Annotated in this window: 24 protein-coding genes; 9 read left to right on the top strand and 15 right to left on the bottom strand. The window is 44.9% G+C overall.

Features of this window, described 5'->3' with window-relative positions; all coding sequences use genetic code 11:
- Positions 1–203 precede the first annotated feature (203 nt).
- Positions 204–461, top strand: a complete 258-nt coding sequence (locus tag Psfp_RS12110) for a DUF3243 domain-containing protein (RefSeq protein ID WP_134218803.1) — start codon at positions 204–206, stop codon at positions 459–461.
- Between the two features lie 55 nt (positions 462–516).
- Here Psfp_RS12110 and Psfp_RS21715 read toward each other — a convergent pair whose 3' ends face one another.
- The 3 genes from Psfp_RS21715 to Psfp_RS12100 form a co-directional block, all read right to left on the bottom strand.
- Positions 517–684: a hypothetical protein gene (locus Psfp_RS21715; protein WP_190258915.1), complete on the bottom strand. Its 168-nt coding sequence runs from the start codon at positions 682–684 to the stop codon at positions 517–519.
- A 132-nt stretch (positions 685–816) separates the two neighbouring features.
- Positions 817–1,404, bottom strand: a complete 588-nt coding sequence (locus Psfp_RS12105) for a rhomboid family intramembrane serine protease (RefSeq protein ID WP_348981141.1) — start codon at positions 1,402–1,404, stop codon at positions 817–819.
- 344 nt (positions 1,405–1,748) lie between these two features.
- Positions 1,749–2,498: an NAD-dependent deacylase gene (locus Psfp_RS12100; RefSeq protein WP_134218801.1), complete on the bottom strand. Its 750-nt coding sequence runs from the start codon at positions 2,496–2,498 to the stop codon at positions 1,749–1,751.
- A 407-nt stretch (positions 2,499–2,905) separates the two neighbouring features.
- On the opposite strand from Psfp_RS12100, the gene Psfp_RS12095 reads away from it, so the two are divergent.
- The 7 genes from Psfp_RS12095 (at position 2,906) to Psfp_RS12065 (ending at position 9,010) form a co-directional block, all read left to right on the top strand.
- Positions 2,906–3,175, top strand: coding sequence for a hypothetical protein (locus tag Psfp_RS12095; RefSeq protein ID WP_134218800.1), 270 nt, complete (start codon positions 2,906–2,908; stop codon positions 3,173–3,175).
- Between the two features lie 678 nt (positions 3,176–3,853).
- Positions 3,854–4,429 carry a hypothetical protein gene (locus tag Psfp_RS12090; protein ID WP_134218799.1) on the top strand — a complete coding sequence of 192 codons (576 nt, stop codon included), beginning with the start codon at positions 3,854–3,856 and terminating at the stop codon, positions 4,427–4,429.
- A 48-nt stretch (positions 4,430–4,477) separates the two neighbouring features.
- The gene (locus Psfp_RS12085) at positions 4,478–5,512 is read left to right on the top strand and encodes a MoxR family ATPase (RefSeq protein WP_134218798.1); all 1,035 of its coding nucleotides are present in this window, start codon (positions 4,478–4,480) and stop codon (positions 5,510–5,512) included.
- Positions 5,513–5,530: 18 nt separating this feature from the next.
- The gene (locus tag Psfp_RS12080) at positions 5,531–6,703 is read left to right on the top strand and encodes a VWA-like domain-containing protein (RefSeq protein WP_134218797.1); all 1,173 of its coding nucleotides are present in this window, start codon (positions 5,531–5,533) and stop codon (positions 6,701–6,703) included.
- 97 nt (positions 6,704–6,800) lie between these two features.
- Positions 6,801–7,835 (top strand): XdhC/CoxI family protein, encoded by a 1,035-nt coding sequence (locus Psfp_RS12075; protein ID WP_134218796.1) that lies wholly within the window; start codon positions 6,801–6,803, stop codon positions 7,833–7,835.
- A gap of 388 nt (positions 7,836–8,223) precedes the next feature.
- The gene (locus tag Psfp_RS12070) at positions 8,224–8,556 is read left to right on the top strand and encodes a DUF3795 domain-containing protein (protein WP_134218795.1); all 333 of its coding nucleotides are present in this window, start codon (positions 8,224–8,226) and stop codon (positions 8,554–8,556) included.
- A gap of 106 nt (positions 8,557–8,662) precedes the next feature.
- On the top strand, positions 8,663–9,010 hold the full coding sequence (locus Psfp_RS12065) for a hypothetical protein (protein ID WP_134218794.1): 348 nt from the start codon (positions 8,663–8,665) through the stop codon (positions 9,008–9,010).
- A gap of 210 nt (positions 9,011–9,220) precedes the next feature.
- Here Psfp_RS12065 and Psfp_RS12060 read toward each other — a convergent pair whose 3' ends face one another.
- The 11 genes from Psfp_RS12060 to Psfp_RS12015 all read right to left on the bottom strand — a co-directional run bounded on the left by Psfp_RS12060 (position 9,221) and on the right by Psfp_RS12015 (position 21,958).
- Positions 9,221–9,652 (bottom strand): hypothetical protein, encoded by a 432-nt coding sequence (locus tag Psfp_RS12060; RefSeq protein ID WP_134218793.1) that lies wholly within the window; start codon positions 9,650–9,652, stop codon positions 9,221–9,223.
- A gap of 90 nt (positions 9,653–9,742) precedes the next feature.
- The gene (locus tag Psfp_RS12055) at positions 9,743–10,177 is read right to left on the bottom strand and encodes a thioesterase family protein (RefSeq protein WP_192895412.1); all 435 of its coding nucleotides are present in this window, start codon (positions 10,175–10,177) and stop codon (positions 9,743–9,745) included.
- Positions 10,178–10,270: 93 nt separating this feature from the next.
- The gene (locus Psfp_RS12050) at positions 10,271–11,623 is read right to left on the bottom strand and encodes an AMP-binding protein (protein WP_134218791.1); all 1,353 of its coding nucleotides are present in this window, start codon (positions 11,621–11,623) and stop codon (positions 10,271–10,273) included.
- 1,009 nt (positions 11,624–12,632) lie between these two features.
- Complete coding sequence (gene yqeB, locus Psfp_RS12045) at positions 12,633–13,442, bottom strand: selenium-dependent molybdenum cofactor biosynthesis protein YqeB (protein ID WP_134218790.1); 810 nt, start codon at positions 13,440–13,442, stop codon at positions 12,633–12,635.
- 5 nt (positions 13,443–13,447) lie between these two features.
- A complete protein-coding gene (locus tag Psfp_RS21710; protein WP_192895411.1) occupies positions 13,448–13,621 on the bottom strand; it encodes a hypothetical protein in 174 nt (57 codons plus the stop codon).
- 235 nt (positions 13,622–13,856) lie between these two features.
- Positions 13,857–14,891, bottom strand: coding sequence for a molybdopterin-binding protein (locus tag Psfp_RS12040; RefSeq protein WP_134218789.1), 1,035 nt, complete (start codon positions 14,889–14,891; stop codon positions 13,857–13,859).
- Between the two features lie 59 nt (positions 14,892–14,950).
- Positions 14,951–15,934: an MBL fold metallo-hydrolase gene (locus Psfp_RS12035; RefSeq protein ID WP_134218788.1), complete on the bottom strand. Its 984-nt coding sequence runs from the start codon at positions 15,932–15,934 to the stop codon at positions 14,951–14,953.
- A gap of 428 nt (positions 15,935–16,362) precedes the next feature.
- A complete protein-coding gene (hcrA, locus tag Psfp_RS12030) occupies positions 16,363–18,729 on the bottom strand; it encodes a 4-hydroxybenzoyl-CoA reductase subunit alpha (protein WP_243120608.1) in 2,367 nt (788 codons plus the stop codon).
- Positions 18,730–18,746: 17 nt separating this feature from the next.
- The gene (locus Psfp_RS12025) at positions 18,747–19,259 is read right to left on the bottom strand and encodes a (2Fe-2S)-binding protein (RefSeq protein WP_134218787.1); all 513 of its coding nucleotides are present in this window, start codon (positions 19,257–19,259) and stop codon (positions 18,747–18,749) included.
- Between the two features lie 18 nt (positions 19,260–19,277).
- On the bottom strand, positions 19,278–20,147 hold the full coding sequence (locus Psfp_RS12020; protein ID WP_134218786.1) for a xanthine dehydrogenase family protein subunit M: 870 nt from the start codon (positions 20,145–20,147) through the stop codon (positions 19,278–19,280).
- 254 nt (positions 20,148–20,401) lie between these two features.
- Positions 20,402–21,958, bottom strand: a complete 1,557-nt coding sequence (locus Psfp_RS12015) for a CoA-transferase (protein WP_134218785.1) — start codon at positions 21,956–21,958, stop codon at positions 20,402–20,404.
- Between the two features lie 839 nt (positions 21,959–22,797).
- Here Psfp_RS12015 and Psfp_RS12010 point away from each other — a divergent pair.
- Positions 22,798–23,748 (top strand): LysR family transcriptional regulator, encoded by a 951-nt coding sequence (locus Psfp_RS12010; protein WP_134218784.1) that lies wholly within the window; start codon positions 22,798–22,800, stop codon positions 23,746–23,748.
- Between the two features lie 69 nt (positions 23,749–23,817).
- On the opposite strand, the gene Psfp_RS12005 is transcribed toward Psfp_RS12010, so the two are convergent.
- Complete coding sequence (locus Psfp_RS12005; RefSeq protein WP_243120607.1) at positions 23,818–25,275, bottom strand: anion permease; 1,458 nt, start codon at positions 25,273–25,275, stop codon at positions 23,818–23,820.
- Between the last annotated feature and the right edge of the window lie 238 nt (positions 25,276–25,513).

Below are 25,513 nucleotides of genomic sequence, written 5' to 3'. Positions count from 1 at the left end.
CAAGAAGTGTTTAGCTTCTCATATTTTCGCCTTTTATTTCCTGTATTATAACACAAGGATGGTCTTACAGCAGGCCGCCTTCCACATGACGCTAAATCTTTTATGGAAATTACAGTATTGCGCCGCCTGTATTCCAGAAAATGAATAAAAAGGAGCCTGCGGTGAAAAATAACTTTTAAATAGAAAGTAAAGGAGTGTTGTTTATGTTAAACCCTGTAAACTTATCGAACACCGACTGGGATACCTGGAAAAAGACTTTGGGACAGGCTGTGGAATTTGCCGAAGGGCTCGGGATTTCCAAACAAAAAATAAGCTCACTGGCCCAACAGGCGGGAGATTTGTTGGCCGAAAGTGTACCCCCCGCAAACCCGGAGCAGAAAGCGATAAAAGAATTGTGGGACGTGGCAGGACCTGAAGAAAGAAAGGTCCTGGCAACCCTTATGACCCGGCTTGTATCATAAGAAAACAGCTGAACCACCCATCTGTTGGGTGGTTCAGCTAATATCATAAAACAATTTATATTTTCAGCATAATAGAGTCCTTATTGCTGGCCACTAATTCTTCTCTGATATCACCACAGTATTTGCAGACAACCGTAAGGATATCACATAGTTCACTCTGTGATACATAAACATCAAAACCGCCCGGGTCCTCATTGCCGCAGTCGCACTGATATTTGATCATTATATCACCTCCGCCTCATGGTGAAGATTCGACAGCAGAGGAGGCAATCCTTCAGGTAAATGAAGCCTGCTCTGAGGCCTTGCGGATTTCCTGGAAGCCAGCGCTGATAAAGGATAGATTTACCTATTGCATTTAATATCTCACGCGCTCTCCCCCCGCAAAAAACTTAACCAGCGCCACTCCGGCGACAAAACCACCGATATGAGCCCAGAAAGCTACGCCCTGGACGGCCTGAGCAGACAAGCCGGCTGTTCCGCTCATAAGCTGCAGGAAAAACCAGAGCCCCAGGAAAATTACTGCCGGAATAGGTATAATCTGGATAAAGAAAACTATGAAAACCAGTGTCAGCACCCTGGCGCGCGGGTAAAGGAGCAAGTAAGCTCCCAATATTCCCGCAATAGCGCCGCTGGCGCCGATCAAAGGGGAATTGGAAACCGGGTCCACGAAAATATGAACAAGTGAAGCCAAGTAACCACTGATAAGATAGAACACCAGGTAATTAAAATGTCCCATGCGGTCCTCAACATTATCACCAAAAATCCACAGGTAGAGCATGTTGCTAAGGACATGAAGCCAACCCCCGTGCAGAAACATGGTGGTCGTCAGCCGCACCAGCTGCTCTAAGGTCAAACCCACTTCCACAAGCTGAGACGGGATTACAGCATGGGTTATGATGAAATAGTCCAGGTCTCGCCCAAGTGATAGTTCGAATCCAAACACAAGCAGGTTTATGATAATCAGAAGGACATTTACGATGGGAAAAGTGCTGGAAGGGATATTGTCTCTTAAGGGTATTATGGTAACCCCTCCTTATTCCATTCTTATTTCATACTATTCTGCTTTTTCCTTAGACTCCCCTAATCTGTTGCACGTTTTTTAACATTCCCCCGTCAGGGATGCCACATACCAAAAAGGCGTAGGGCGTAAGGCGTAGGGCATAAACTTTCCTGCTTTCTTATAGGGTCATTTTTTTAGATATCACGTATTCCCACATCCCACGTCCCAATTCCCACGTCCCAAATTAATATTTTTACGCCTTAGGCCTTACGGCCTACGGCCGACCCCTAATCCAAACCCAATACGCTCATCAGGTCGGTGAAGACCTGTCCGGCCATTTTTTCATTAATGACAAGGCCGGCCCGTGCATCCCAGGGAGTCGGCTCCCGGTTGACGATAACCAGGATTTTTACCAATTCCGGCAGCGAAGCAGCCGGGTACACCTGCAGGCTGCTGCCTACTACTATAAGCAACTGACAGCCTGAGAGGGCATGGTAAGCCTTATAAAAGTATTCTCCCATGGCGTCTTCAAACAGCACCACATCCGGCCGCAGCATACCGCCGCACTGGCTGCAGCGGGGAGGGTTGGTACCGGAGCGATACTGGTCGAGCAGAGCGTTAAAGGGGTAGGGTTTGGAACAATCCAGGCAGCGGCAAGAGCGCATGTGTCCGTGTACCTCCCAAACTTTTTGTGAGCCCGCCGCCCGGTGCAGCCCGTCGATATTCTGCGTGATCACCCCTGCCAGCAGTTTTTCTTCCTCCAGTCGGGCCAGCGCATAATGGGCGGCATTTGGTTCGGCGCCGGCAAACGATTCCCAGACCCCCATGAAAAACTTGTAAAATTGAGCCGGCTCCCGCCGGAGCGCCGACAGTGACGCCGCTTTCATCGGGTCTACCCTTTCCCAGAGGCCGGAACCACGGCTGCGGAAATCGGGGATGCCGCTTTCAGTGCTGACGCCGGCTCCGGTAAAGGCAAAATTATGCCCGGGCTTTTTTAGATACTCGGCCAGGGATCTTATTTTTTCCTCGTAGGTCATTCTTTTTGCCTCGCTTTCTTCCCCCTAACGCTATAATGCCGGGAACGTGCTTTGCTCCCTCCTGCAGGATTCGGGCTACAGGTTGCTTGGCGTGCTGGGGTTAGTCCCATTAATTAGTTGTAAATCTTATTTTTAGTAATATCATAAACACCTAACCGGACAAAAACAAGTCCCGGCAAGTTACCGGGGCTAACAATTAATAATTATTGAATTATTGCTGCGTAATTGTGTGAAATGTACTCCCCTGGATTGAAAGTAATGGGGCCCACCGATGCGGTCTATAATACCCGTTGGTCTTCTGATTCGAAATTCAGTTTAATATTACGTACTGTTATTACAGGAAGGATTTTGTGTATTGTTAAAGAATGTATCAATTAATGTATTGATTAAAGAAGGAGCTGTTGTTAATGAAACTTACCGATGAGCGAATTAGAAACATATTATTAATATCTGCATTTGAACAGTCAGACGATGGCTGGATGACAGCAGAACAAATTGAGGTAGAAGGGTTATGCTCATCTTTTGCAGAGCTTGAGCAACATCTTTTAGTTCTGTGTAACCGGCAGTTGCTTGAAAGACAGGAAACAGATAAACATGTAATTTCTATGAACACAAAATCCAATTTTTGTTACCGTGTTACTATCCAGGGACAACATTATGCATTAGCGATCGGTTAACTATGTTTCACCAGGACCGCAAGCCTTCCGCATGTAGTGCTGAACAGAAAAAGTAACTCAAGGGCACCCAGGTCACGTACCAGTGGGTGCCTTCGATGTTATTAGACGCTATACCAGTATTAACGGGGCAACAACTGTCTGTCCCGCATTTTTTGAGGGCTGGCTTCAATTTTCGCATAAGAAAGTTGAGTATTTATAAATAACTATATAAATAAATTATTAATAAATTATAATTAATAATAAATTATATTGATAATATGTATTAAACGGTATCCATCAAGATGCTATAATGGACATAAGACCAATATATGATCACGGTTAAAAACTCTCTTAATAAATTATTCAGCACCAATTAGCAAAGCGTTTAATGGAGGGTATATATGATGTAAGTGGATACCAAGAGGAATCAATCAGAGAAGGAAAGTCAACATACCATCAGAGCCTACCTTCAAATGATTACTGATTTCCTTGTTGGTTAGCAGACAGATATGGAGAGTATGATAGTTCAGCAGTCACCACCCTGGATATTTGTGAATATCAAAGCTACTATCTTAATATTATTGTTCCAGCAGGAATACAGCAAAGACTTCTACTATAAATCTTACTTTGCTTTTCTTGAAGCCAAAGATCTTATATCCAAGAACCCTGCCATTATATCAGTACAAGGTGGTTTAAGTAATGCTGACTTACCATTACCCAAGTGTCTATATCGGGAACGTGGATTTAAAGTCGACTCTTCGCTTTTCCCACAGGATTTCTTATAAAGTATACGACCACAGAGGTTCAATTACCAATAGTTACCATAACTGCAGTCTTTATGATCTAGTAATTAAACAGAATATCGTGAATGGTGAACCGGAGGTTGACCTGGCCATTTGCGAAAGTGTTGCAACACAGACACCGCGTTTTACCCTTTCTCATGGTACTTGTAGTACCAAAAGTGGGAATTTGTATGATATTAAGGTGGATAATCCGGGACTAACACCTTTACTTCAAGGAGTGGCAGCACCCAGCAGTAACTTGTTCCTTGTTCCGGCGGACCCTTTGCTTCCGGGAGTGCCGGCACCCCGCGGTTACGATGTTCCGGCGGAAGTTCCGGCGGCGATATTTGATAACCTGGAATATTGCGAACTGTTAATCCTGGTTACCGGAGCTTACCTGGTCATTAAAAAGGGCTGGAATATGCCGGATGATGCCAGCAAGAAAAAGATTGCTAATTTATATGAAGCGATGGCACTGTTAACAGGTTATTGATTTAATCAAGTGATTGGCATTTTAGGACTTTAGGATGGTGAAGTAAAAATGTTTGCCTCTGAAGCAAAAGCGCACTTAAAAATTCTTTTAGCTGATCCTGAAGTCCCGACCATGATGTTATGGGGCCCTCCAGGAGTCGGGAAATCCAGTATTATTCAACAGATAGCCGCAGAAAGGGGCTGGGGCTTCGTCGACCTTAGGCTCTTGCTCTTGAACCCGATTGACCTGCGTGGCATTCCTTATCCTAACAGAGAAACCCGGCAGGCTGACTGGCTTGCCCCCTCCTTCCTGCCCGATGTCGAGCGTGACGGCAAAGAAGGCATTATCCTTTTTGACGAGATCACCTCTGCCCCAAGGGCTGTGCAGGCTGCTGCCTACCAGTTGATCCTGGACCGGCGTATCGGCGAATACATCCTGCCTGAAGGATGGCGCCAGGTAGCTGCGGGTAACCGGGCTGAGGATAAAGGCGTCAGCAACCGGATGCCGGCGCCGCTGGCCAACAGGATGATCCATTTTGAGCTTACCTGCTCTTTGGAGGATTGGAAGTTTTGGGCAATCCCCACTGGAATTGATTACCGGGTGATTAGTTTCTTAAACTTCAGACCGGAACTCCTTTATATGTTCCCTAATCAGGCAGCTGAGATTAAAGCTTTCCCCAGCCCGCGCAGTTGGGAGTTCGTCCACAAGATCCTTCCCTCTTTCAGTCAGGTGGACAGGGCTTTCCCGGCTATCTGCGGGGCGGTCGGTGAAGGAGCTGCGACCGAATTCACCGCCTTTTGCCGGGTGTTGGAGCAGATGCCCGACCCGGAAGATATCCTGGAAGGCAGGACAACAGCAGTTCCGGATTCGCCCGATATGATTTACGCCTGTATCGGCGCCCTAATTAGCAGACTGACTATTAATAAGACGCCTGACCGCTTGAAGAACTACTTTGCCTTTATCTCCGAGCTGATGGTCGAGTACCAGGTACTGGGGGTCAGTGACGCTGTGAAAGCCAATCTCCGGACTGACCTGGTTACCCTGCCTGCCTTTCGTGACTGGCTTGCCAAGCATACTGATGTCCTTGTGAGCGTAGATGATTAGTCTTTGGGAGGGACAATCGTGCGAGATTCTCTCTATTGGATCGGCAAGGCCAGGACTCAGATGCTCTTGAAGTATCCCTTCTTTGGTACTCTGGCCCTCTACCTGGAGCCCAAAGTTGATCCGTCCACTCCGTCGATGAGGACGGAGGGTTTTACCCTCTCTTTCAACGATGAGTTTGTACAGGATCTGGTCAATACCGGCGGCGTTAAACTATTGATGAGCTACCTGGTCCACGAAGTAATGCATTCAGCCCTCCAGCATATCTGGCGGCGGAGTACCCGGGACCCGAAGCTCTGGGATATGGCCTGTGATTATGTCGTGAATCAAATCGTCACTGACCAGGGACTTCCTCTACCGCCCGACGCCCTATTAGACGAACGTTTTGAGGAAATGACGGCTGAAGCCGTGTACAATATTCTAAAAGAGGAGAACCCGCCCAACAAAAATTCCAGCGGTGCGGGTGTGATCTCCTTCTCGGGGCAAAATGATTCCGAGACGTATGAACCCAGTGGTAAAGTCCTGGACGACCATTCCAAGTGGGGTAAGAACAAATTCGGCCAGGATGAGTCTGACGACACCAACAAGGATGCTTCGACCTGGAAGATGCGTACCGCCCAGGTGGCCCAGCAAAAAGGTCACCTTCCCAGTGGACTGAAGCAGCTAATCGACATGCTCTTGTACCCCAAGGTAGACTGGAGGCAGGCTTTGGCTTCTTTTGTCCAGCCCACTAGGTCGGACTACACCTTCATACCGCCTGACCGGCGTTTCGACTACGTCTTCCTACCGGAGTTTGGAAATGAAGGAATCGAAGAGGTCGTTGTAGCCATTGATACTTCCGGTTCGGTTTGGCGTTTTTACAAGGAGTTCATCTCCGAGTTGATAGGTATAGTCTTCTCCTATCCAGAGTTCAAGGGCTATATCGCCTTCTGTGACGCGGCTGTCCAACTTTTCGAGGAGCTTGACCCGGAGAGCGTCCCGATGCAGTTTAAGGGTGGCGGCGGGACAAACTTCCGCCCTTTGTTTCAGGAAGTCGAAAAACGCGCTATCGACCCATCGTTTATGATCTTCCTGACCGACGGAAATGCAACCTTCCCTAAGGAACCGCCCTCCTACCCCGTGCTATGGGTATTGACCGGAGAAAATCAGCCAATCCCTCCCTTCGGGGCCGTAGCATACATGAATTTAGAGTAAGCCTCCCTCTTTTCCGGCTTTAATGCAAATTAATATAAATTTTTAGCCTATAGCTAATGTTAAGATTGTAAAAATACTATGGGAGGACATGGATAAAATGAAAAATTTGTTTCAGAAGATGCATGAACGTATTTCATCAGGTCAAAGCGTTGTGTTGGTCAGCATAATTGCCAGTTCCGGCTCTACGCCGAGAGGCGCGGGAGCAAGGATGCTCGTATGTGAAAATGGGGAATCCTTCGGTACGATAGGCGGCGGCGCCGTAGAACATGAATCCCAGCAGCTTGCTATGGAAGTGCTCTCCAGCAAACAGTCCTACTCCAAAGGTTTTAATCTTTCGCCGAATCAAGTTGCCGACCTGGGGATGATTTGTGGCGGTGATGTTACTGTTTATTTCCAATATTTTGAGGGCGGGGATGAAAAAAACATCGCTCTTCTAAAACTAATCACCGAGCTTTTTCATTGGAACGTAAATTCCTGGATTATTATGGATATCACGGATGAGGTGGCATGGGGTTTAGCCGTATATATGCAAGACCAGGGTCTATACGGTTCCGAAAGTATAAAGGCTACGGAGATTTTGCCATTGTTGAGCAGTCAATGTGTTTTGACTGTAAAAAACGACAGGAAATATTATATAGAACCTTTAGTACGGGCAGGCAAGGTCTGCATATTTGGCGGTGGACATGTAGCGCAAGATCTGGTTCAAATATTAACCCATATCGGCTTCCGCTGCATGGTTATTGAAGACCGGCCGGAATTTGCGAATAATAGAATTTTCCCGCAGGCAGAAACCTATCTGGGCGATTTTAACAATATCGGTGCAAGCGTGCAAATCGAACCGAACGATTATATCATAATCATGACCAGAGGACATCAGTATGATTATACGGTGCTCGTACAGGCTTTACGCACGGATGCTCTCTATATAGGCATGATCGGCAGCAAAACAAAATTATCTGCTATATACAAAAAACTGGTTGAGGAAGAAGGGTTTACACAAGACGATATCAAAAGGATCTATGCACCGATTGGTTTGTACATTAAAGCGGAAACTCCTGCTGAAATCGCCATCAGTATTGCTGGCCAATTGATAGAAGTTCGCGCCAGCAATAGGCAAATCAGGACCTTGTAACCAAGGGCAGCATGATATAAGCATCAAAAAGAGTACACAGTGTTAATGAAAACCAAAAGCCGCATCTCCTATACCCCAGGATGGCATAGGGGACGTTGAAAGCTTCAGGGCTCTGGAAAAACAAATTGACGAACAGAGTAAAGGATTAGACCCGTCTGTAATTATGAGATTAAATGAAGTCGACTGGCTGTTAGCCCAGATATGTGCCGATATCCCTTGGATTGGCAACAAAACATACCGTTATCTTGTTTACTTTAACAAGAAAGCATCTTCTTGTTATTCATACTTGGACTCAATAACTCCGATTCATACTTCGAATTAATAGCTCCTAGTAAAAGCCCTATATTATTTGTATAATTAGTTTAACAATATTAGGAGGCCTAATTATATGGATAAACTGATGTCATACTGCGGGTTGATGTGCAATGATTGCGACGCGTACAAGGCTACAGTAAATAATGACGACATATTGAGAAAGCAAACCGCCGAAAACTGGAGCAAGATATATGGCACGCGTATTGAAGATGAAGAAATAAACTGTCTCGGGTGCAAGTCAGATGTTATTTTCTTTAATTGCGTAAAGTGCGAAGTTAGAGGCTGTAATATGGTAAAAAACTCGAACAATTGCTCTGAATGTGAAGAATTCCCGTGTAATATATTGGAGGAAATGTTAGATGAGGCTTTTGCCATAAAACAAATGCAGGATCTATTGAAGGAATGATCCGGAGACGTGTCCCAAGCCTTGTTTACATTAGCCGTCAGTTTTTATTCAACGCTAGCTAATACTCTAAACTATTAGTTATACATGTAGGGAGGGACTGGAACGGATGGAAGAGTTGTGTCGATTAGAGAGTGAACCTTTTGAGGTTATTCTAAAACCTTTTCGCGAATACTTGAAAAAAGCTTGGAAAACGGGATATTATTGTCCAATGGCGGATTTGGGTGACTTCAAAACTTCCGCCCAGTTAATTTTTGGGGAATTGGTCATAACACCTAAGGATTTACATTACGATAAAAGCCTTAAAGTTTTACAAGCAAAGATTTATGTATATGATGAACAAGTCTGGGAGGTCCGTATTACTGACGGCCAGGAAATGAAATATGAATTCACCAATGGCATGGAAGGCTACAAGATATTAACCGAAGAAGAAATAGACAAGCTCTTAAAATTATAAAACCAGGTATAAAAAAAGTAGACCCTGTTTCTTCCTATGCCGCAATATGATGAAGAAGCCATCTCCTAAATTTTTTGCAAGAGATGGCTTCCACTGTTACCGCCTTGTTTCCTTCTTTTAAAACAAACCTCGTTAAAAGCATTTTAATATATACACTCAAGAAGTTTAAACAAATTATTTTACAGACTCCGGCTAAATTACTTCGATTAACTAAGGGTTGTAATTTATTATTCCTGTGAAGGGATCACAAGTTCCTACCCTTACTAAAAATAATCCCCAATTTTTAAGAACTTGTTTTACTTCTGCAACTGGATCATAGTTATTGTTATCCCTAGAGCAAACAGGTGGAACAATGATATATGTTCCAGCCTTTTTATCAAAAGCCGTAAGTTTTTCCTTTGCATGCTCACTATTACAAGTTAAGCATGTTTCAATTTCAAATACTAGAGAATTATTGTTATCTATAGCAGTTACATCTGGTACATAGCCGTTAAGTTCAAGAAAGGACCCTTTTGGCCAATTAATATGATCAGCATGCACGCTATATCCCCTTGAAACTAAATCATTAGCAATATATCTAACCATGTTGTCATGGCTTATTTTTGAATTAGCTGAGCGTTTTGTGTTATTTCCTTTCTCCAATAATTCTCCTGCTTTCCGGGTAAAGTTATCTACAATGACAGACTTCTAAAAATGGGGGTTTCCCTTTATCTAACAATATTAAAAAATTTTTTAGTAACTATCTCCATGTTCATACCTTTCAATGGTTTGGCGAAGGACGTCAGGAATAGGCTTTATTGCTCCTATCTTTGGGTTATAGCTTACGTAAAGAATTTCTGCTGTGAGTAATACACCCTCTTCTTCGTCCCTAGTAATAATAAACTCCATAACCAAGCTTGTATTCCCCATTTTCACTGTTCTACACCAGATATTTAGCCAATCATACAATGCTGCAGGTTTATTGTACTCCAGGGTTGTCTTTTTGATAACACGATCAATTATTTCACTCTGCTCAAGCTCAAATAGATCAATTTGAAGTACTTCACAAAAATACTCGCTTGCAGCAATATTAATATAATTGAGGTAGTTTGAGTTAAATACAATCTGTTGGGTATCAACTTCGGAATAACGAACTCTTAATCTATGTTTAAAACGATAGCCTTTCACCTTAATCCACCTTACTTAAACTCAGCTGGAATATTGAAGCACATTGGAACTAATACGTTTAACATTTTAGTGTAACTTTGACGTGGTTCCCTATTATCTAAGATCGCGGAAGCGTTTTGCTTTCAGTTTATATACAGGAAGTGTCCCCGGAGGTATTACTTCCACATCCATATTAATCATAAAAGCATTATGCAAGGCCTCAGCTACCTTCTTACGGATATTATCCCACAGTTCTGTCTCTATATTTTTTTGTGGCTCTATCCGCACTTTTATCCTATCCATCCCGTTATCACCTTTGAACGCATGGTACTCATAATTGTCAGAACAATCCTCAATTCCCCGTATCACATTTTCAATTCCCGCTACGGATACACAAACTCCCCTAACTTTTATGATATCGCCTACACGCCCTTTAAACCCCTTAAATATGCTGAGCGTCCTTCCACACGGGCAGGCAGTATCTGTTTCTATGCCACTCACCATATCACTAGTTTCAAACCTGATACAAGGATGAGTTTTTTGCACCAAATCGGTAACCACTAATTTTCCGGGAGCACCGGGTTCAACCGGTTCGTTTGTCTCAGGATCTAATACTTCAAAATATAATAGATCTTCGTTTAAATGTGCTGTTCCTTCTTCGCACAACCACGCTATACAATTTGTCTCCTGAGTTCCGCAATAATCATATATTTTACTTCCCCATGCTTTTTCCAAACGCAGACCGGTATTTGGCGCAGACATTGCGCCAGGTTCACCGGCGGTACATATCATTCTTACTCCCAGTTTCCGGGGATCAATACCATGTTCCTCGGCAACGCTCGCTAAATGTAAAAGATATGTCGGCGTTCCCATCAATACGGTTATTCCCAGCTTTTCAATCATTGTAAGACGTAACGAACTGTCCCATGTACCACCTGGAACTACTAAAGCTCCAATTAAATGCTCACAAGAGTCATAGGAGGAAGCAAGTCCCATAAAAGGCGTGAAACCGTAAGCAACGTGGACTATATCTTCCTTCCGTACGCCTGCTGCCCACGCGCTCCGCACATGGCCTTCTAAATAAGTTCCGAAGTAATCTTCCTCGGTAAATGGAATAAGCACAGGTCTACCGGTAGTACCTGAAGTCATACCTATACGAATGATTGGCCCGCGTCCGGGAACGCACATCATTCCATATGGGGGATTCTTCTCCTGGCTTTCGCGGATTTCTTCTTTCGTCAAACGGGGTATATACCTGATATCCTCCAACGTTTTTAATTTCTCAGGACAAAAGCCGCTTTCTTGCCATTTTTCGTGATAAAAAGAACTTTTCGCCCAAAGATAATTGACTTGTTCAAGCAATCTATTATATTGGAGTTTTTTGATCTCGCTCGGCGGCATAGTTTCCGCCGGAGACCAATACTTGTAATCAACATCTGTAGTTTGTCGAAGTCCCCTCATGAACATTTTTTCAACACTCTCCTTTACTTAAGACTACCTCTGGCTAGAAATCACAAGTTGCTTCACTCAGGCTAAGTTAGTCTAGCAGAGCTTCTTCAATATGATCCATGATTAATCCCATGAGACCTATGATACAACAACTCATTAGGCGCTTCTCCGCTGATGTTTCTACCAATACTCTTCTCATTTCCAGTAAGGTACTCTCCGGTACACCCCGTCCCTCGTGCCGTAAGAAGGAATTCTTATAACGCAAAACTTAAGGATAAAGCCAGAAAAATGTTTCACCGTAACTACTCCTTACTCGCCCAATCGGAGCCATTCAGGTTATCTTATTAGCTACCCCCCTTGACCTTTACTATAAACACTCTTCTTTCAAGCAGCTCGATACTACTCTGAATCTCCGTTGTATATGCAACCGTCCCTGTTACGCACCCCAGGTGGCTCGTGTTTTTGTAGTTTAATTAATAATAAGATATGTTCCAACTTGCACAAGTTGTTCTATGCTATAGCAATTATTTAATAATTACTAACTTTTAAATTTATTCTACCACCTGTTAATGAATAAATGAAATATACTTTCGAGATTGAATTAATCATTTATACTTATTAATGGAATGAATATGCATTGCATTTTTCTTCTGAACTTCGTTTTTTCAATACAGTGTCTTAAGTATCCCTGCTTTTACTTACTCAATCATTAACAAAGCTTTTTATTCTTTGGAGGCTGAAAAATCAATGAAATTGATCTATTAATTGTAACTTATTGACGTAATTACATTGAGAATTCTTTATATTTTCTGATAAAAGAGCATAGAAATGCTCCTGTTAACAAACGCTTCTTAAAGAGAAAAGGACTTCCGGAAACCCTTCATGGGAATTCACACAAGCCCTTTCCATATATTATCGCTTAAGGAGATCTATCATTAGGTTAAAATCGACACAGGTTTTTAAATAAGTTCTTAATACAACTTCCCTGCTTTTGTCTCAGAAATTTCCCCCGAGCCATAATTACATCTCACGGGAATCTACCTGCTTTTAGAAAATGATATACTGCCTCCAAAACCCCACCGCCAACAGCCAGAGCTTTATCGGAGATGGTATCATATTCAGCATTTTCACGCGGATCGATGTCACCTATCTTGGTCCCCTTGGGAACCCGGGTCCCTTCTTTGAGCATACCCCTTACCATTCCCGTCAATTCCGCATATACCGGAGTTGTTTCAACATGGGCCACTACTTCCCCTTTTTCCACCTGCTCGCCGATGCAAAGGCGAGGTGTCACAACCCCGTCCACCGGCGCCCGCAACAGCCTCTCCAGGGTATAGCCGTCAACAGCGCCCGGAGAGCCTGTATCTGGAATAGCGCTGCCGCTGTAGATAACCCGCCCCAGGCGGTGTCCCCTGCAGGTTTCAATAACCGCGTGGACGTCAACGCCGGCTGTAAAGCCCGGCCCCAGGCCGATGACCAGTGGAGCATCCTCAATAGCGGTATTGAGATTACGCTTTGCCATTATCGCGTCCACTACCACTGCGGGACGAGCTAGCTTTACTACGACTGCTTCGGGGTCTACCAGCACCGGGATGATCCTTTTTTCCAACAAAGACAGGGCCTCTTCCACCGAACCGGCCAGGCAGGCGTCTATTCCTTCTATGGTAACCCTGCCCGCGTATACCGCCTCGGCAAACGACACTGTCCTTCTAACTACCAGCGGGCGTTCTATTTCGGTCATGATCACGTCCAGACCGCTGTTATATAGACGGTAAGCTACTCCTGAGGCGAGGTCGCCGGCCCCTCTTATTACTACCAGTGGTTTATTTTTAATCATTGCTTTCACCCCCATTGAACCTTTTTATATGCTTCTACCGGTTCAATAAACACTTCCATCGCGCCACCGCAGACCATACCTTCTACCGCTACTGTGTCTGCGCTCAGGAGGCTGCCGGGAAGGTTTTCCTTGCCTATGACGGTTACCACGGCTATCCCCTGCTGCAGGTTTATTTCCATTATTTAATTACCCCCTCCCCAGGTTTATTTTTATCTTAGAAATGCATGCCGCTCTGGGGGCGCCAGGAGAAGATAAAAACTAAACGATGTGGGCGCGATTTTAATCGCACCCGGCGGTTAGCGCCGGACTTGTGTGGTTTAATGTAACCTTTGTGCGAATGAATTCGCACCTGCATTTAGCGGGGTAGCAAGAGTGGCTTTATCTTAGAATTATCGTGCAAAAAGTTATTTCAGGTCAGTGCGAGCCTTTGCCGAAGGTGCAGTTGGGATACCTGCACTCGGGACAGGCCCTGCAGAGCCCGCCGCAGGCCAGCGCCACGATGTCCCTACGGGTTACCCGTTCACCTGCCAATAGCCGCGGCAGCATTAAATCCACGATGGTCACTTTAAAAAACATGCCACAGGCTGGTACCCCCATGACGGGGATATCTCCCAGGTAGGCCAGCATAAACATCGCGCCGGGCAGCGCGGCGGCGCCGTATTTTTCCACTTTGGCTCCCGCCAGCCGAATGGCATGCGGGGTAACATCGTCGGGATCGACAGACATGCCCCCCGTTACAAAGATGATATCCGCTCCGTCTGAGGCCATTTTGTTGATCTTGGCGGCAATGATTTCCACGCTGTCAGGCGCGAAATCTACGCCCAACATCGTTGAACCGAAGGACTCCACCTTTTCTGCGATGACCGGACCGAAACCATCGCGGATGCGCCTTTTATATACTTCGCTGCCGGTAATGACGGCGCCCACTCTTAGCTTTTGAAAGGGCAGCACTTTTATTACCCAGCCTGCCTGCCGGCAAATGTTTTCAGCGGTTGTTACTGTTGTTTCGGGCACTACCAGCGGTATTACCTTGGTCCCCGCCAGCAGCTCGCCTTCTTTGACCACCGTATTGTTGGGCAAGGTTGATAAAATCACGTCGGGCAGCTCGTTAATCGCTTCCAGAGCGGGGATATTGATTTTCAACAGCCCGTCGCAGCCGGCGTGCATGTTCACGCGGCTTTCCTTGGGGCCGGACCAGGTTACACCCTCGCCGGTGACAGCTTTACCCAGGCGGATACCGGCTTCATCCTCATGGATATCACTGGACTCAAGGTCTAAGATGTAGATATTTTCCTTGCCCAACCTCAAGAGCTCGGGTACGTCTTCTCTCCTTATGATGTGCCCTTTTTTATATAGCGCTCCCTTGGCTTCCCCCTTCACGATTTTGGTGATATCGTGGCTGAGCACCTTCCCTACCGCTTCTTCCACTTTAATCGTCTGCAGCCTCATTTTTTTCACCCCTTTAAAGAGCTTTTTTTCTTTTATAATGAACCTGAAACGTTGATAATTCAGTCATCTATAAGCTCAAATAAAAATTTTCCTTCTTTCTCAGTTTTCCTGACCATATTTTTATGGCATAAATAATTAAGATGGCTTATCGCCTCAATCGTTGCAAAATATTTTTGGTTCACCGGGAATTGTTCCCAGGTAGAGTACTTCACATCCCATGTCATTTTTGCAGCGACCTGATAGGCAGTCATTTCACCTTTAAATAAAATATTTAATATCTCGATTAACCTTATATCATGATGCTCCTTTAATTCATGTATCCTTTTTTGGACATTGGTAATAATCCGCCTGTGGGCCGGTAAAGTAAGGCTTGTTTCCAATTGTTCGGTTTTAACCAGACTGTTAAAATAATCTCTCAGGGGGTTTGAAGCCCATATCGTAAACACGATAACCGGAGTAATTTCATCCAGAATATGATCCCCTGATATCAAAATTTTTTTGTCTTCTTCATAAAGGCACATGTGCCCCGGGCTGTGTCCAGGAGTGTGCACACATTTAAAAATATAATCCCCTACTTTTATAAGGTCATTATCTTTAACAGTATTAAACACTTGTGTTTTGCCCATGTTATATTTTTTTGCAGGGTGTTCCTCAATAGCCTTATCGGCCTCCTGTAACGGTAATCCATGTTCTATTAATAACCTGTGCATTTCCGAAAAGAAAACTCCTGACACCCCGAAATTAATTACGTGAGCATCTATCTCGCTGCAATATACCTTAGAGTGATCAGTAGCTAAAGTTGTAACGAGACCGGAATGATCAGCATGCATGTGGGTGATAAAAAAATCCGTTTGTTCCAAATTTACTTCCAATTTCTCAAGTCCTTCAAACATTGCCTTTCTGCATTCTTCCTGATTGAATCCGGTATCGATGAGCAGGTTCCGTTCACTGCCTTTGATAAGATAGGAGTTTAAATACTTTAGAGGATTCCTGGGCAGCGGGATTTCTATTTTATAGATATCAGGCAGTATTTCTTCAATCATATTAACGCACTCCAATCATACCTTCATTTCATACCTTCATTTTTCTAGCTTTTCAAAATGAACCTAAAGCTTCACAGCGCTTCCCTAATTTTACAACCTCACCCGACGCAACAACCCGTCGAATGCTGCTTTTGCCAAATTTGCCGTTTTCTCCGCTTTAACCGTCTGAAAGCTTATTTATTTCATCACCTTGAAAGTGCCTTTTTCACATACAATAAATTACCATAGTCTATAACATCTTAATATTTAGTATAGTAGCCATAAAAAAATAAATATTTTTATCCATTATCTATTATCTTAATAGTACAGCCATACCTTATAAATCATTTGGACAATAACCATTGTTATCCTCAACTATAATTGAGATATGAGAGACGTGGATCCGTCTCTCATATCTCAACTGGATCTTAATTCAACAATCTACTTATTTATTTCTTTTCTTCTGCCTTTTTCTTTTCTTGAATTGCACGCCATACGTGTTCAGGATTTAATGGCAGTGCAGTGACGTTCGCGCCAACCGCGTCAGCAATAGCGTTTCTGAAAGCGCCCATGGTCGGGTTGGTTGAGCCTTCACCACATTCTTTAACGCCCCATGGCGCTACAGGTTCGTAACTTTCAACAAGTTTGTGAGTTACTTCTTTCGGCATATCCAGCGCCGTCGGCATCAGATACCCGCCCATGCTGCCGTTCACGATCTTGCCCTTGTCGTCAAATTGGACCTGCTCTGAAATTGCCTCGCCAATACCCATATACAGAGCTCCGTGGATCTGGCCTTCGACCAGTCTCGGGTTGATCACCTGACCGCAGTCATGCACATCCCAGAAATTTAAGCAGGTAAGTTTGCCGGTTTCTTCATCGACTTCCATTTCAGCGGCCTGGACACCGAAGCTGTAAGCCGGCGACGTGCCCACAGGAGCGCCCTTATGATAACCGCCGGTACGGTGCACTGTGTAGAGACCTGTCCCGACAAGCGGTCCTTTGAGCTTGAAGTAACGGGCTGCCGCTTCTTCAAAGGTAGTTACCTTAACTTTGGGACGGGACTTGGAGAAAATAATTCCATCAACACAATCTAAATCCATATCTTCGTTGGGCAGGCCCATCATGAAGGCGGCCGTCTCGAGAATGTCATTCTTGATTTTCTCTCCTGCCCGTTTGACGGCCCACCCTGAGAACAGGGTCTGCCGGCTGGCATAAGCTCCAAAATCAAGCGGCGCAGTTTCAGTATCACCACAAACAATCTTCATATTTTCATACTTGTAGCCCATGGCTTCAGCCGCCATCTGGCACAGGACGGTGCTGGAACCTTGTCCAAGATCGGCTGACATCGAATAAAGTGTAGCTGAAGTCCCGTCTTCGTTCACCCTGATCATTGCGGAAGCAGAGGGCCAGTCATTGCGGTAGATGGGATAACCGGCGCCGGAAACGAAGGAACCGGTGGCGATACCAATCCCTCTTCCTTCCGGCAGGCCTTCTTTCTTTTTCTTCCGCCAGTCACTCAATTCGGCAATCTTATTCAAGCAAGCTGTCAATTCGCAGGATTGGATACCAAAACCATTGACGGTGGTGGTATTCGGCTGGCGCGCATTAATCAGGCGGATTTCCAGCGGGTCCATACCTATAGCCTTGGCTATGTTGTCCAAATGGCTTTCAAAAGCGTATTTGGGCTGGGGAGCTCCGTGCCCGCGGTGGGCGCCGCATGCCGGCAGGTTGGTGGCGATCCGGTAACCGTCGAATTTGTAGTTATCGAACTGATAGGTCAGGGGGAGCAGCGCCCCGGAATAGTAAGCGGTGGCAATCCCCAAACCGGTATAAGCGCCGCCGTCCAGCAGGAAGTAGGTATGAGAGCCGAGGATTTTGCCGTTCTTGTCAACACCGGTTTTGATTCTATAGGTACCCTGGTGACGGCCACGGTTATGTTGGAACATTTCCAGGCGGTCATAGGACATCATTACCGGCCGGCCGGTTACTTTTGACAGCACTGAGCCGACGAATTCCAGACCGGACGGTTCGAGCTTGCCGCCAAAGCCGCCGCCGATTAAAGGCAGGACTATCCGCACCTGGCCCATTTTCAGACCGAATTCGCGGGCGACATAGTACTGGAAGTAGTGGGGGGACTGTGAACTTGGATATATGGTGAGCTTATCGTCCTTCCAGATGCAGACGTTGGAGTGGCGTTCAATCGGGTTCTGGTAAGCACGTACTCCGGTAAACACGTCTTCGCGCACATAATAAGCATCTTTAAAGGCTTGCTCAACATCTCCAAAATCCTGGTGGATTTCAGTGTTGATGTTATTTTTATAATTGTCATGGACGAGCGGCATGCCTTCGTCCATAGCGGTCCTGTAGTCAAGGACAGCCGGCAGGATTTCATACTCCACTTTGATCGCTTTCATCGCCTTGTAGCAGGTTTCCTCATCAACGCAGGCGACACCGGCTACTTTGTCTCCAACATACCTCACTTTGTCGATGCAAAAGATGTTTTCATCCCAGCGGGCCGGACTAATGCCATATTTCATGTCCGGTACGTCCTTGGCGGTGAGAATAGCTTTAACACCGGGTATTTTTTCAGCCTCTGAGGTGTCAATGCTCAGGATCTTGGCATGGGCGTGGGGGCTGTACAAAATTTTGCCGTAAAGCATGTTGGGGAATTTGAGATCCCCTGCATATTTACCAGCACCGGTTACTTTTTCCACGCCGTCTATTCTCGGTACCGACTTATTGATTTGGGTATATTCTTTTTCAAAATGCAGGCGTAAATCATTGTCTTCTACATTCATCTGGGTCTTCACGCTCATCTATTTTCACCCCTTTACTAATGTTCTTGTTCTACTTCTTGACCTGAAGCAGCCAAGATAGCTTTAACAACGTTAACGTAGCCTGTGCAGCGGCACAGGTTGCCGGAAATAGCTTCTCTTACTTCATGCTCGGTGGGTTTGGGGTTGCTGTTAAGCAGTGCTTTGGCCGAGAGGATCATGCCCGGTGCGCAGTAACCACATTGGAAAGCGCCATATTCAATAAATTTTTCCTGGACAAGATCAAGCTTATTGGTGGTAGCGAGGCCTTCAATGGTCGTAAATGAATGTCCATCTGCTTCAACGGCCAGAAGCAGGCAGGCGTTAACCGGTTTGCCTTCCATCAGTACGGTGCAGGAACCGCAGTCACCCAGTTCACACCCTCTTTTGGTACCGGTAAGATCCAGTTCGTCCCTAATAAAGTTGACGAATAGAGTGTTGGCTTTAACCAATCCTTGGTGTTCGTCACCGTTAATTGTGAAAGTAACCAGGTAGCTTTTTCTTCCTTCTGTATCAGTTAAAACATTTGCCATTGTTTATCCCTCCTTTCTTTATACGTGCCCTTCGTCGATAGCCTTACGCAATGAGCGTTTGGTAAAGACGCTCACCAGGTTGCGGCGGTACTCTGCAGATGCCCTGTAGTCGTCAATGGGCTTGCATTCTTCAGCGGCTATTTTACCGGCTTCAGCTAGCAGATCGTCAGATACTTTCTTGCCTTTCAGGAAGCCTTCGGCTTTCTTGGCCCGCATCGGTGTCGGACCAACAGCGCTCATGACTATACGGGCATCCTTGATAACACCGTTTTCGATACAGACAGCGGAGGCCACACCGGCGACGGCTAAAGCGCCCGCAGCGCGGAGGCCGAACTTCATGTAGGTACTGCCGGTCATTTTTCCATCAGGGATGATTACTTCGGTGATGATCTCGTCCGGAGCCAAACAGGTCGTATTGGGTCCCGTAAATACGTCTTCCAGGGCCAAGCTGCGTGAACCCTTGGTACCTGCAATATTAACGGTTGCGCTAAGGGCGATAAGGATCGGCGGCAGGTCGGCGGAAGGAACGGCGTTAACGATATTGCCGCCAATGGTACCGGAATTGCGGATCTGGTTATGCGCCATTTGTTTAGCCGCGCCCGGTATGGATGGATATTTTTTTGCAAGCAGTTCGGAAAAAACGAGATCGTTATGTTTTGCTCTGGCCCCAATTACAATACCTTTACCGGCGACATATTCAATTTTTTTCAGCTCTTCCAGGTTCTTTATTGAGACAAGAACCTCCGGCGCTAACAATTCATTTTTCATTTTCACCAGGACATCGGTACCGCCGGAAATCAGTTTAGCCTTGGCGCCAAATTGTGCTAACAGCTGGCAGGCCTCACCTATACTATCCGGTGCGTAATAATCAAAATCTGGTAAGTACACTATCTCTCCACCTCTCTTTAATTAATAGTACACAATTTCTGCCTAACACTTTTGCCGCATGACCTTTCTGCATCACTCTCCCCAATTGATACTGCAAACAATAAATATTTCTATGAGATAATTATCAAGTGTCTAAGTATTCGCAGCATTTAACTGGCTGCGAATAATTAGACCATTAGTTAATTATCAGGTGTCTAAGTATTCGCAAACTTTAACTGCGAATACTTAGACATATCGGAATGTGGGTTTTATGCTTATGCCCCAATGATTTCTGCGAGTTTACCCCACTTCGGCATAAATAGTTCCTTCGGCATCTCTTTTAAGTTGGGGGAAATCCGGGGTCTGAAATCCATAGCGCTGATAACATCTTTTTCCACATCAAGACCCGGCGCAACTTCAATTAGTGTTACTTCCCCGTCTTCCAGGGTAAAGACGGCACGCTCGGTGACATAGACCACTTTTTGTCCCATTTTTTGGGAGTTTTTGCCGCTATAGGTAACCTGCATAACTTTTGGAAGGAATTTTTTGATATTGCCTTCTTTGATAATATGGATCGTGCCGTCCTTCACCTCATATTCCGCACCAGCGGTCAAAGTGCCGACGAAAACCACTTTCTTGGAGGTTGAAGAGATATTGACATAGCCACCAGGGCCTACAACCCTTGTCCCAAACTTACTGACATTGGTATTGCCCTCTTGGTCGATTTGGGCAGCTCCCAAAAAAGCTATGTCAAGCCCGCCGCCGTCATAAAAGTCAAACATACTCGGGTGCTCAACGGTGCATTCAGAGTTCCAGGTAGACGGAAAATCAGGTCCTTTTGCCGGCATGCCGCCAAAGTTACCTAACTCTGTGGAGAGTGTCATCTGGTCAGTGACGCCTTCCTCTGCCGCTACACTGGCAACACCGTCAGGCATGCCGATACCCATGTTAACGATAGCCCCGGGCCGCAGTTCCATAGCAGCTCTCCGCCCGATGATCTTGCGTTCATCAAGCGGCAGGGGCGGAACACTGCCCAGCGGAGTCCTGACATCTCCACAAAGGGCGGGATTAAGATAGGTTTGTTTCGTTTGCAGGTGATTTTCCGGTTTGGCGACAACAATGTAATCTACGAGGTTCGCTGGCACCCTTACTATCTTAGGATGAAGCGTGCCAGGCTTGCTCACGTATGCCACCTGAGCAATGACAATTCCGCCGCATGCTTTTGCCGCCATGGCCATGTGCAGCTGTTCCAGGAACAAACACTCTTTATCCATCGTCATATTGCCATTTTCATCGCAGGTGGTGCCCCGAATAACTGCCACATCAATTTTGAAGGGTTTATAGTACAAATACTCTTCCCCTTCAAATTCAACCACTTTCACCATATCATCTTTGGTGATTGAATTGACCTTGCCGCCCTCTAAACGGGGGTCGGCATAAGTGCCCAAGCCCACTTTGGTGAGCACACCCGGTTTTTTGCCGGCTATCTGCCGCCATAAATGGGTCATGACTCCCTGTGGGAACAAATGACACTCAATTTTATTAGCAAGAACCAATGCACCATACTTGGGAGACTCACCAATATGCCCTCCAATGTGCTTTCTGACCATGCCCTCATGGCCAAAATGGTTAAAACCTCTTTCTTTATGGTCGCCGCAACCACAGCTGTGCGTGATCATCAGATTCCTTGGATGTCCGGTTTCAAGAAAACTCTTCTGAAGGGCTATTGCAACCTCTTCGCAAAAACCGCATAAGCCCGCTGTAGTCCACGCTACGCAATCGCCGTCTTTAATTACTTTGCCAACCTGATCTGTACTAATAACTTTTGACATTAATCTTTTCCCCTTTCTAATTTAGGAAATTGAAAAAACGCCTACTACAATCCCCGCATCTGCTAATCACAAGATAAGCCCTCAGCCCCTAAGTTATCTTATGTAGCTTTATCACTTCACCTCGCTTTTGTTGGTATTTAATATTAAGCCCAGCATGGCTCAAAATTCATTATATAATTCCGCCCGGGCACAATTATGCATTTCTCATTCATATTTAAGACATTACACAAAATACATTGGATTAGATACGCTAAATACAAGATTCATGTCAAATAACAACTTATACTTGAAACCCTTTAAATAGTTTCATAGTGCCCAGGGGGCACTTTGAATGTGAAGTTTTTCATTTGCATCCAAATATTTCGATTTTAATCTATTTTTATTTTATCACCAGCAGATGAGCAAAGTGAAATATATGTTTGCGATTATATTAATTAGTTCTAATTATTAATTTATCCAGCGAAATATAATTATCTTATATCCCACTGGACAAAAAAGATCTTTGATACTAGCATCCAATTAAAAGCAGGTGCAGGATACTATTGTAAATTCACCTTGTTTTAGAATGCCATAGAATACTTTAACACCTTAATGTGTTGGCATAAAACCATGCAAAGATACTACACATAATAATACTTTGGATAATATTATGCTTATTGCAACTAATATATGCGATAGCACTTTACTTATTGAATTTCAAATGTATATAATAACATTACAAGCCTTAATTTTCAGAATCTACTTCATTGCTAAATGAAAAGGCCTACCACTCAAAACAGCCTATTTTTAATGGATTACAAAATGGAGTCTAACAGCAGGTAGGGGGCTTTGAGGTTAATATGGAAATGCATCAGTTGGAATATGTGTTGGCGGTTGCCAAATACAGCAGCTTTACCCGTGCCGCGCAAGAGATTAAAACATCTCAATCCTCGCTCTCCCAGCAAATCAGTAAGCTGGAAAACGAATTGGGCATCAGTTTATTCGTGAGAACAACCCGGTCTGTACAGCTTACCCCGGCGGGAAAAGAATTTCTCACACATGCCAAGCGCATCATGTCAGAAGTGATTGAAGCCCGGCGGTGCATCCATGAATATATATCCTTTGGAAAAGGGTATATATCAGTAGGGGTTATACCCATAATCGGACACTACCGTATCCCCAACCTGCTGTCATCTTTTAAAAATAATTATCCCAGAGTGACACTGAGTCTGCGGGAAAAACAGTGTAATGAACTATTGGATTTATTGCATAACTCAAAAATTGATGCGGCTTTTGTTCAGAAAGACAATGGAGATCCCTCCTTTCAGTTCATTCCCGTAGCGACTGACCAGATGGTTGTTGTAACCAGTGAACGCCATCCTTTGGCTACCAGAAAATCTGTAGACCTGAAAGAATTACAATGTGAAAATTTCATTGTCCCCCCTCCCGCTTCCGGCCATCATGTAGATTTCCATAATGCCTGCCTGTCTGCAGGCTTTGAACCCAATATACTGATGACTTGCTCTTCAGTTAAGACAATCCTGAGTTTGGTCCGTGAGGAACTTGGCATTGCCGTGCTTCCGGCTAATGTTGCCTCAGCGGATTGGGGCATTTGCTTGAAGATTTTATCGCTGACACCTACGATAAACGGAAAAATTTTTCTGGCTGTAAAAAATAATGCTGATTTACCTCCCACACTTAAAGCGTTCATGGAATTCACCTCCCAATGGGTTAATAAACATAATCCCCAGAACCACATTCAAATTAAAGTCATACCCATTAAATCAACTTTCGAAGATATAATATGTTGAATAAACAAAAACACAAAACTTAGGTACAGGTACCTAAGTTTTGTGTTTTTTATCACCACTGAATTTCATTTAAGGAATAACGCCTATCATCCGCCAATACGGCACACATACCACTATTGCTGCAATAGCTGCTATAATAAAGCACAGGCCTGCTATAAAGACATGGCTGGCAGCCCATCCTTTGTTCTGTAGTATTCCTTCCGCCATCAACATCCACGGTTGCTGGTAACTTAACAGAAAAAAGTTTATACCAACCAGGTAAGCAAAGGTTACGACCAGCGGGTGAATACCAAATTGGTTGAATACGGGAATGAGAACGACCGCTGTAAGCGCTATCGTAGAAAAGCCCCAGGGAACATCAATAAATCGAATTAACATCATCCCAATTGTTACAAGCAGCAAGAAAATTAGAGGATTAGCTGCAAGAGAAAGTATCGTGGGTTGTAGTATTGGCGTTAGCCAGGCGGACACTTTCGCCTCAAGAAAGATAGGTGAAAGACTGATCGCTACGCCAAAAAAACAGATGACGTCCCAGTTCGCGCCGGTCCCTATCTCCGTCGGTTTGATTATGCCAAACACGAGCAGTAAGACTAACGCCATTAAAGCCGCCCCGGCCGCAGGTATACCATGAATTCTCTCGGTTGTGAATAATACCAGGCAGGCGACAAGTATAATACCAGTAATTATTTCATCCCTGCTAATCGGTCCCAGCCCTTTGTATTCCTCCTTAAAGGTATCACGCGGAATACCGATTGCCTCATTGGGCTTCATTAAGACAACAACCAGCGCAACATATATAACTGTAACCAGGAACCAGGGCAAAGCCAGTATTTTGAACCAGTTGTCGAAGGTCGCCAGAGGTTTCAGTTCCGGAGGCAAGAAGCCGGTCATAATCGGTCCGGACAGAGAACCTGTCAGCCAGCCGGTACCCGGGAAAAGGCACATGGCAAAGGCTATGAGTGCAATAAAGGCGGAACCCTTCGAATTGTATTTTAATTTACACGCGTCAATAACACCCAGAGCAATAGGCATTACAATTGCCAGGCGTACCGTTATAGATGGGGTCAAAGCCGAGAGAAGTACACCAATAATAAACCAGCTTATTGCCATCGTCACCCACCCGGGCTCAAAAGCTTTTAATACCAGGTAGGCTATCCTCTTTCCAAGACCGGTTTTCTGCAATACGAAACCGAAATATAAAGCCGGTATCAGAATCCAGACCGAAGAGCTAACAAATCCGGCTGCCACAACACCATAATTGAGACCAAAGATAAGTCCGCCTGAGACTATAAATGCGCAACCTGCCATAAAAGGTACGTTGTTAGGCTTAAAAATCCACAGCCCCAATGCAATAATCACTACAGCTATGATGTGATGGCCTATGGGGGGTAAACCGGTTAAAGGTTTACATATGCCAATTAATAAAGCTATTAAAACAACAATCATAACCCCTATATTTTTAGGGTTTGCCGCTATAAAGTTTCTTTTTGGTAAAATCTCCGAAGGCGTGAGAATTTGCTGTTCCATATTTTTAGAGTTTAGCATAATACAGTTCCGTTCCTTTCCTTATGCCCGGTCAAGGTCAATACAGAAACCGTGGCGCTTATACGCGCGGAATTTTGCAGGCTCGGGCGCTTAAATACCCAAAGCTATGGAGCCCAGGTGGGGAATTTCCCCACCTGTAATAACGACATTCCAGTCCTTGCCCATAGCTGTTGCCTGCAAAACCACATGTAACCCGTTGTGTTCCTTATGAATCTCAATA

This window comes from Pelotomaculum sp. FP (assembly GCF_004369245.1).
GTDB lineage: Bacteria > Bacillota > Desulfotomaculia > Desulfotomaculales > Pelotomaculaceae > Pelotomaculum_C > Pelotomaculum_C schinkii.
The sequence above is the reverse complement of the archived record's forward strand: the minus strand, read 5'-3'. Positions and strand labels throughout refer to the sequence as shown.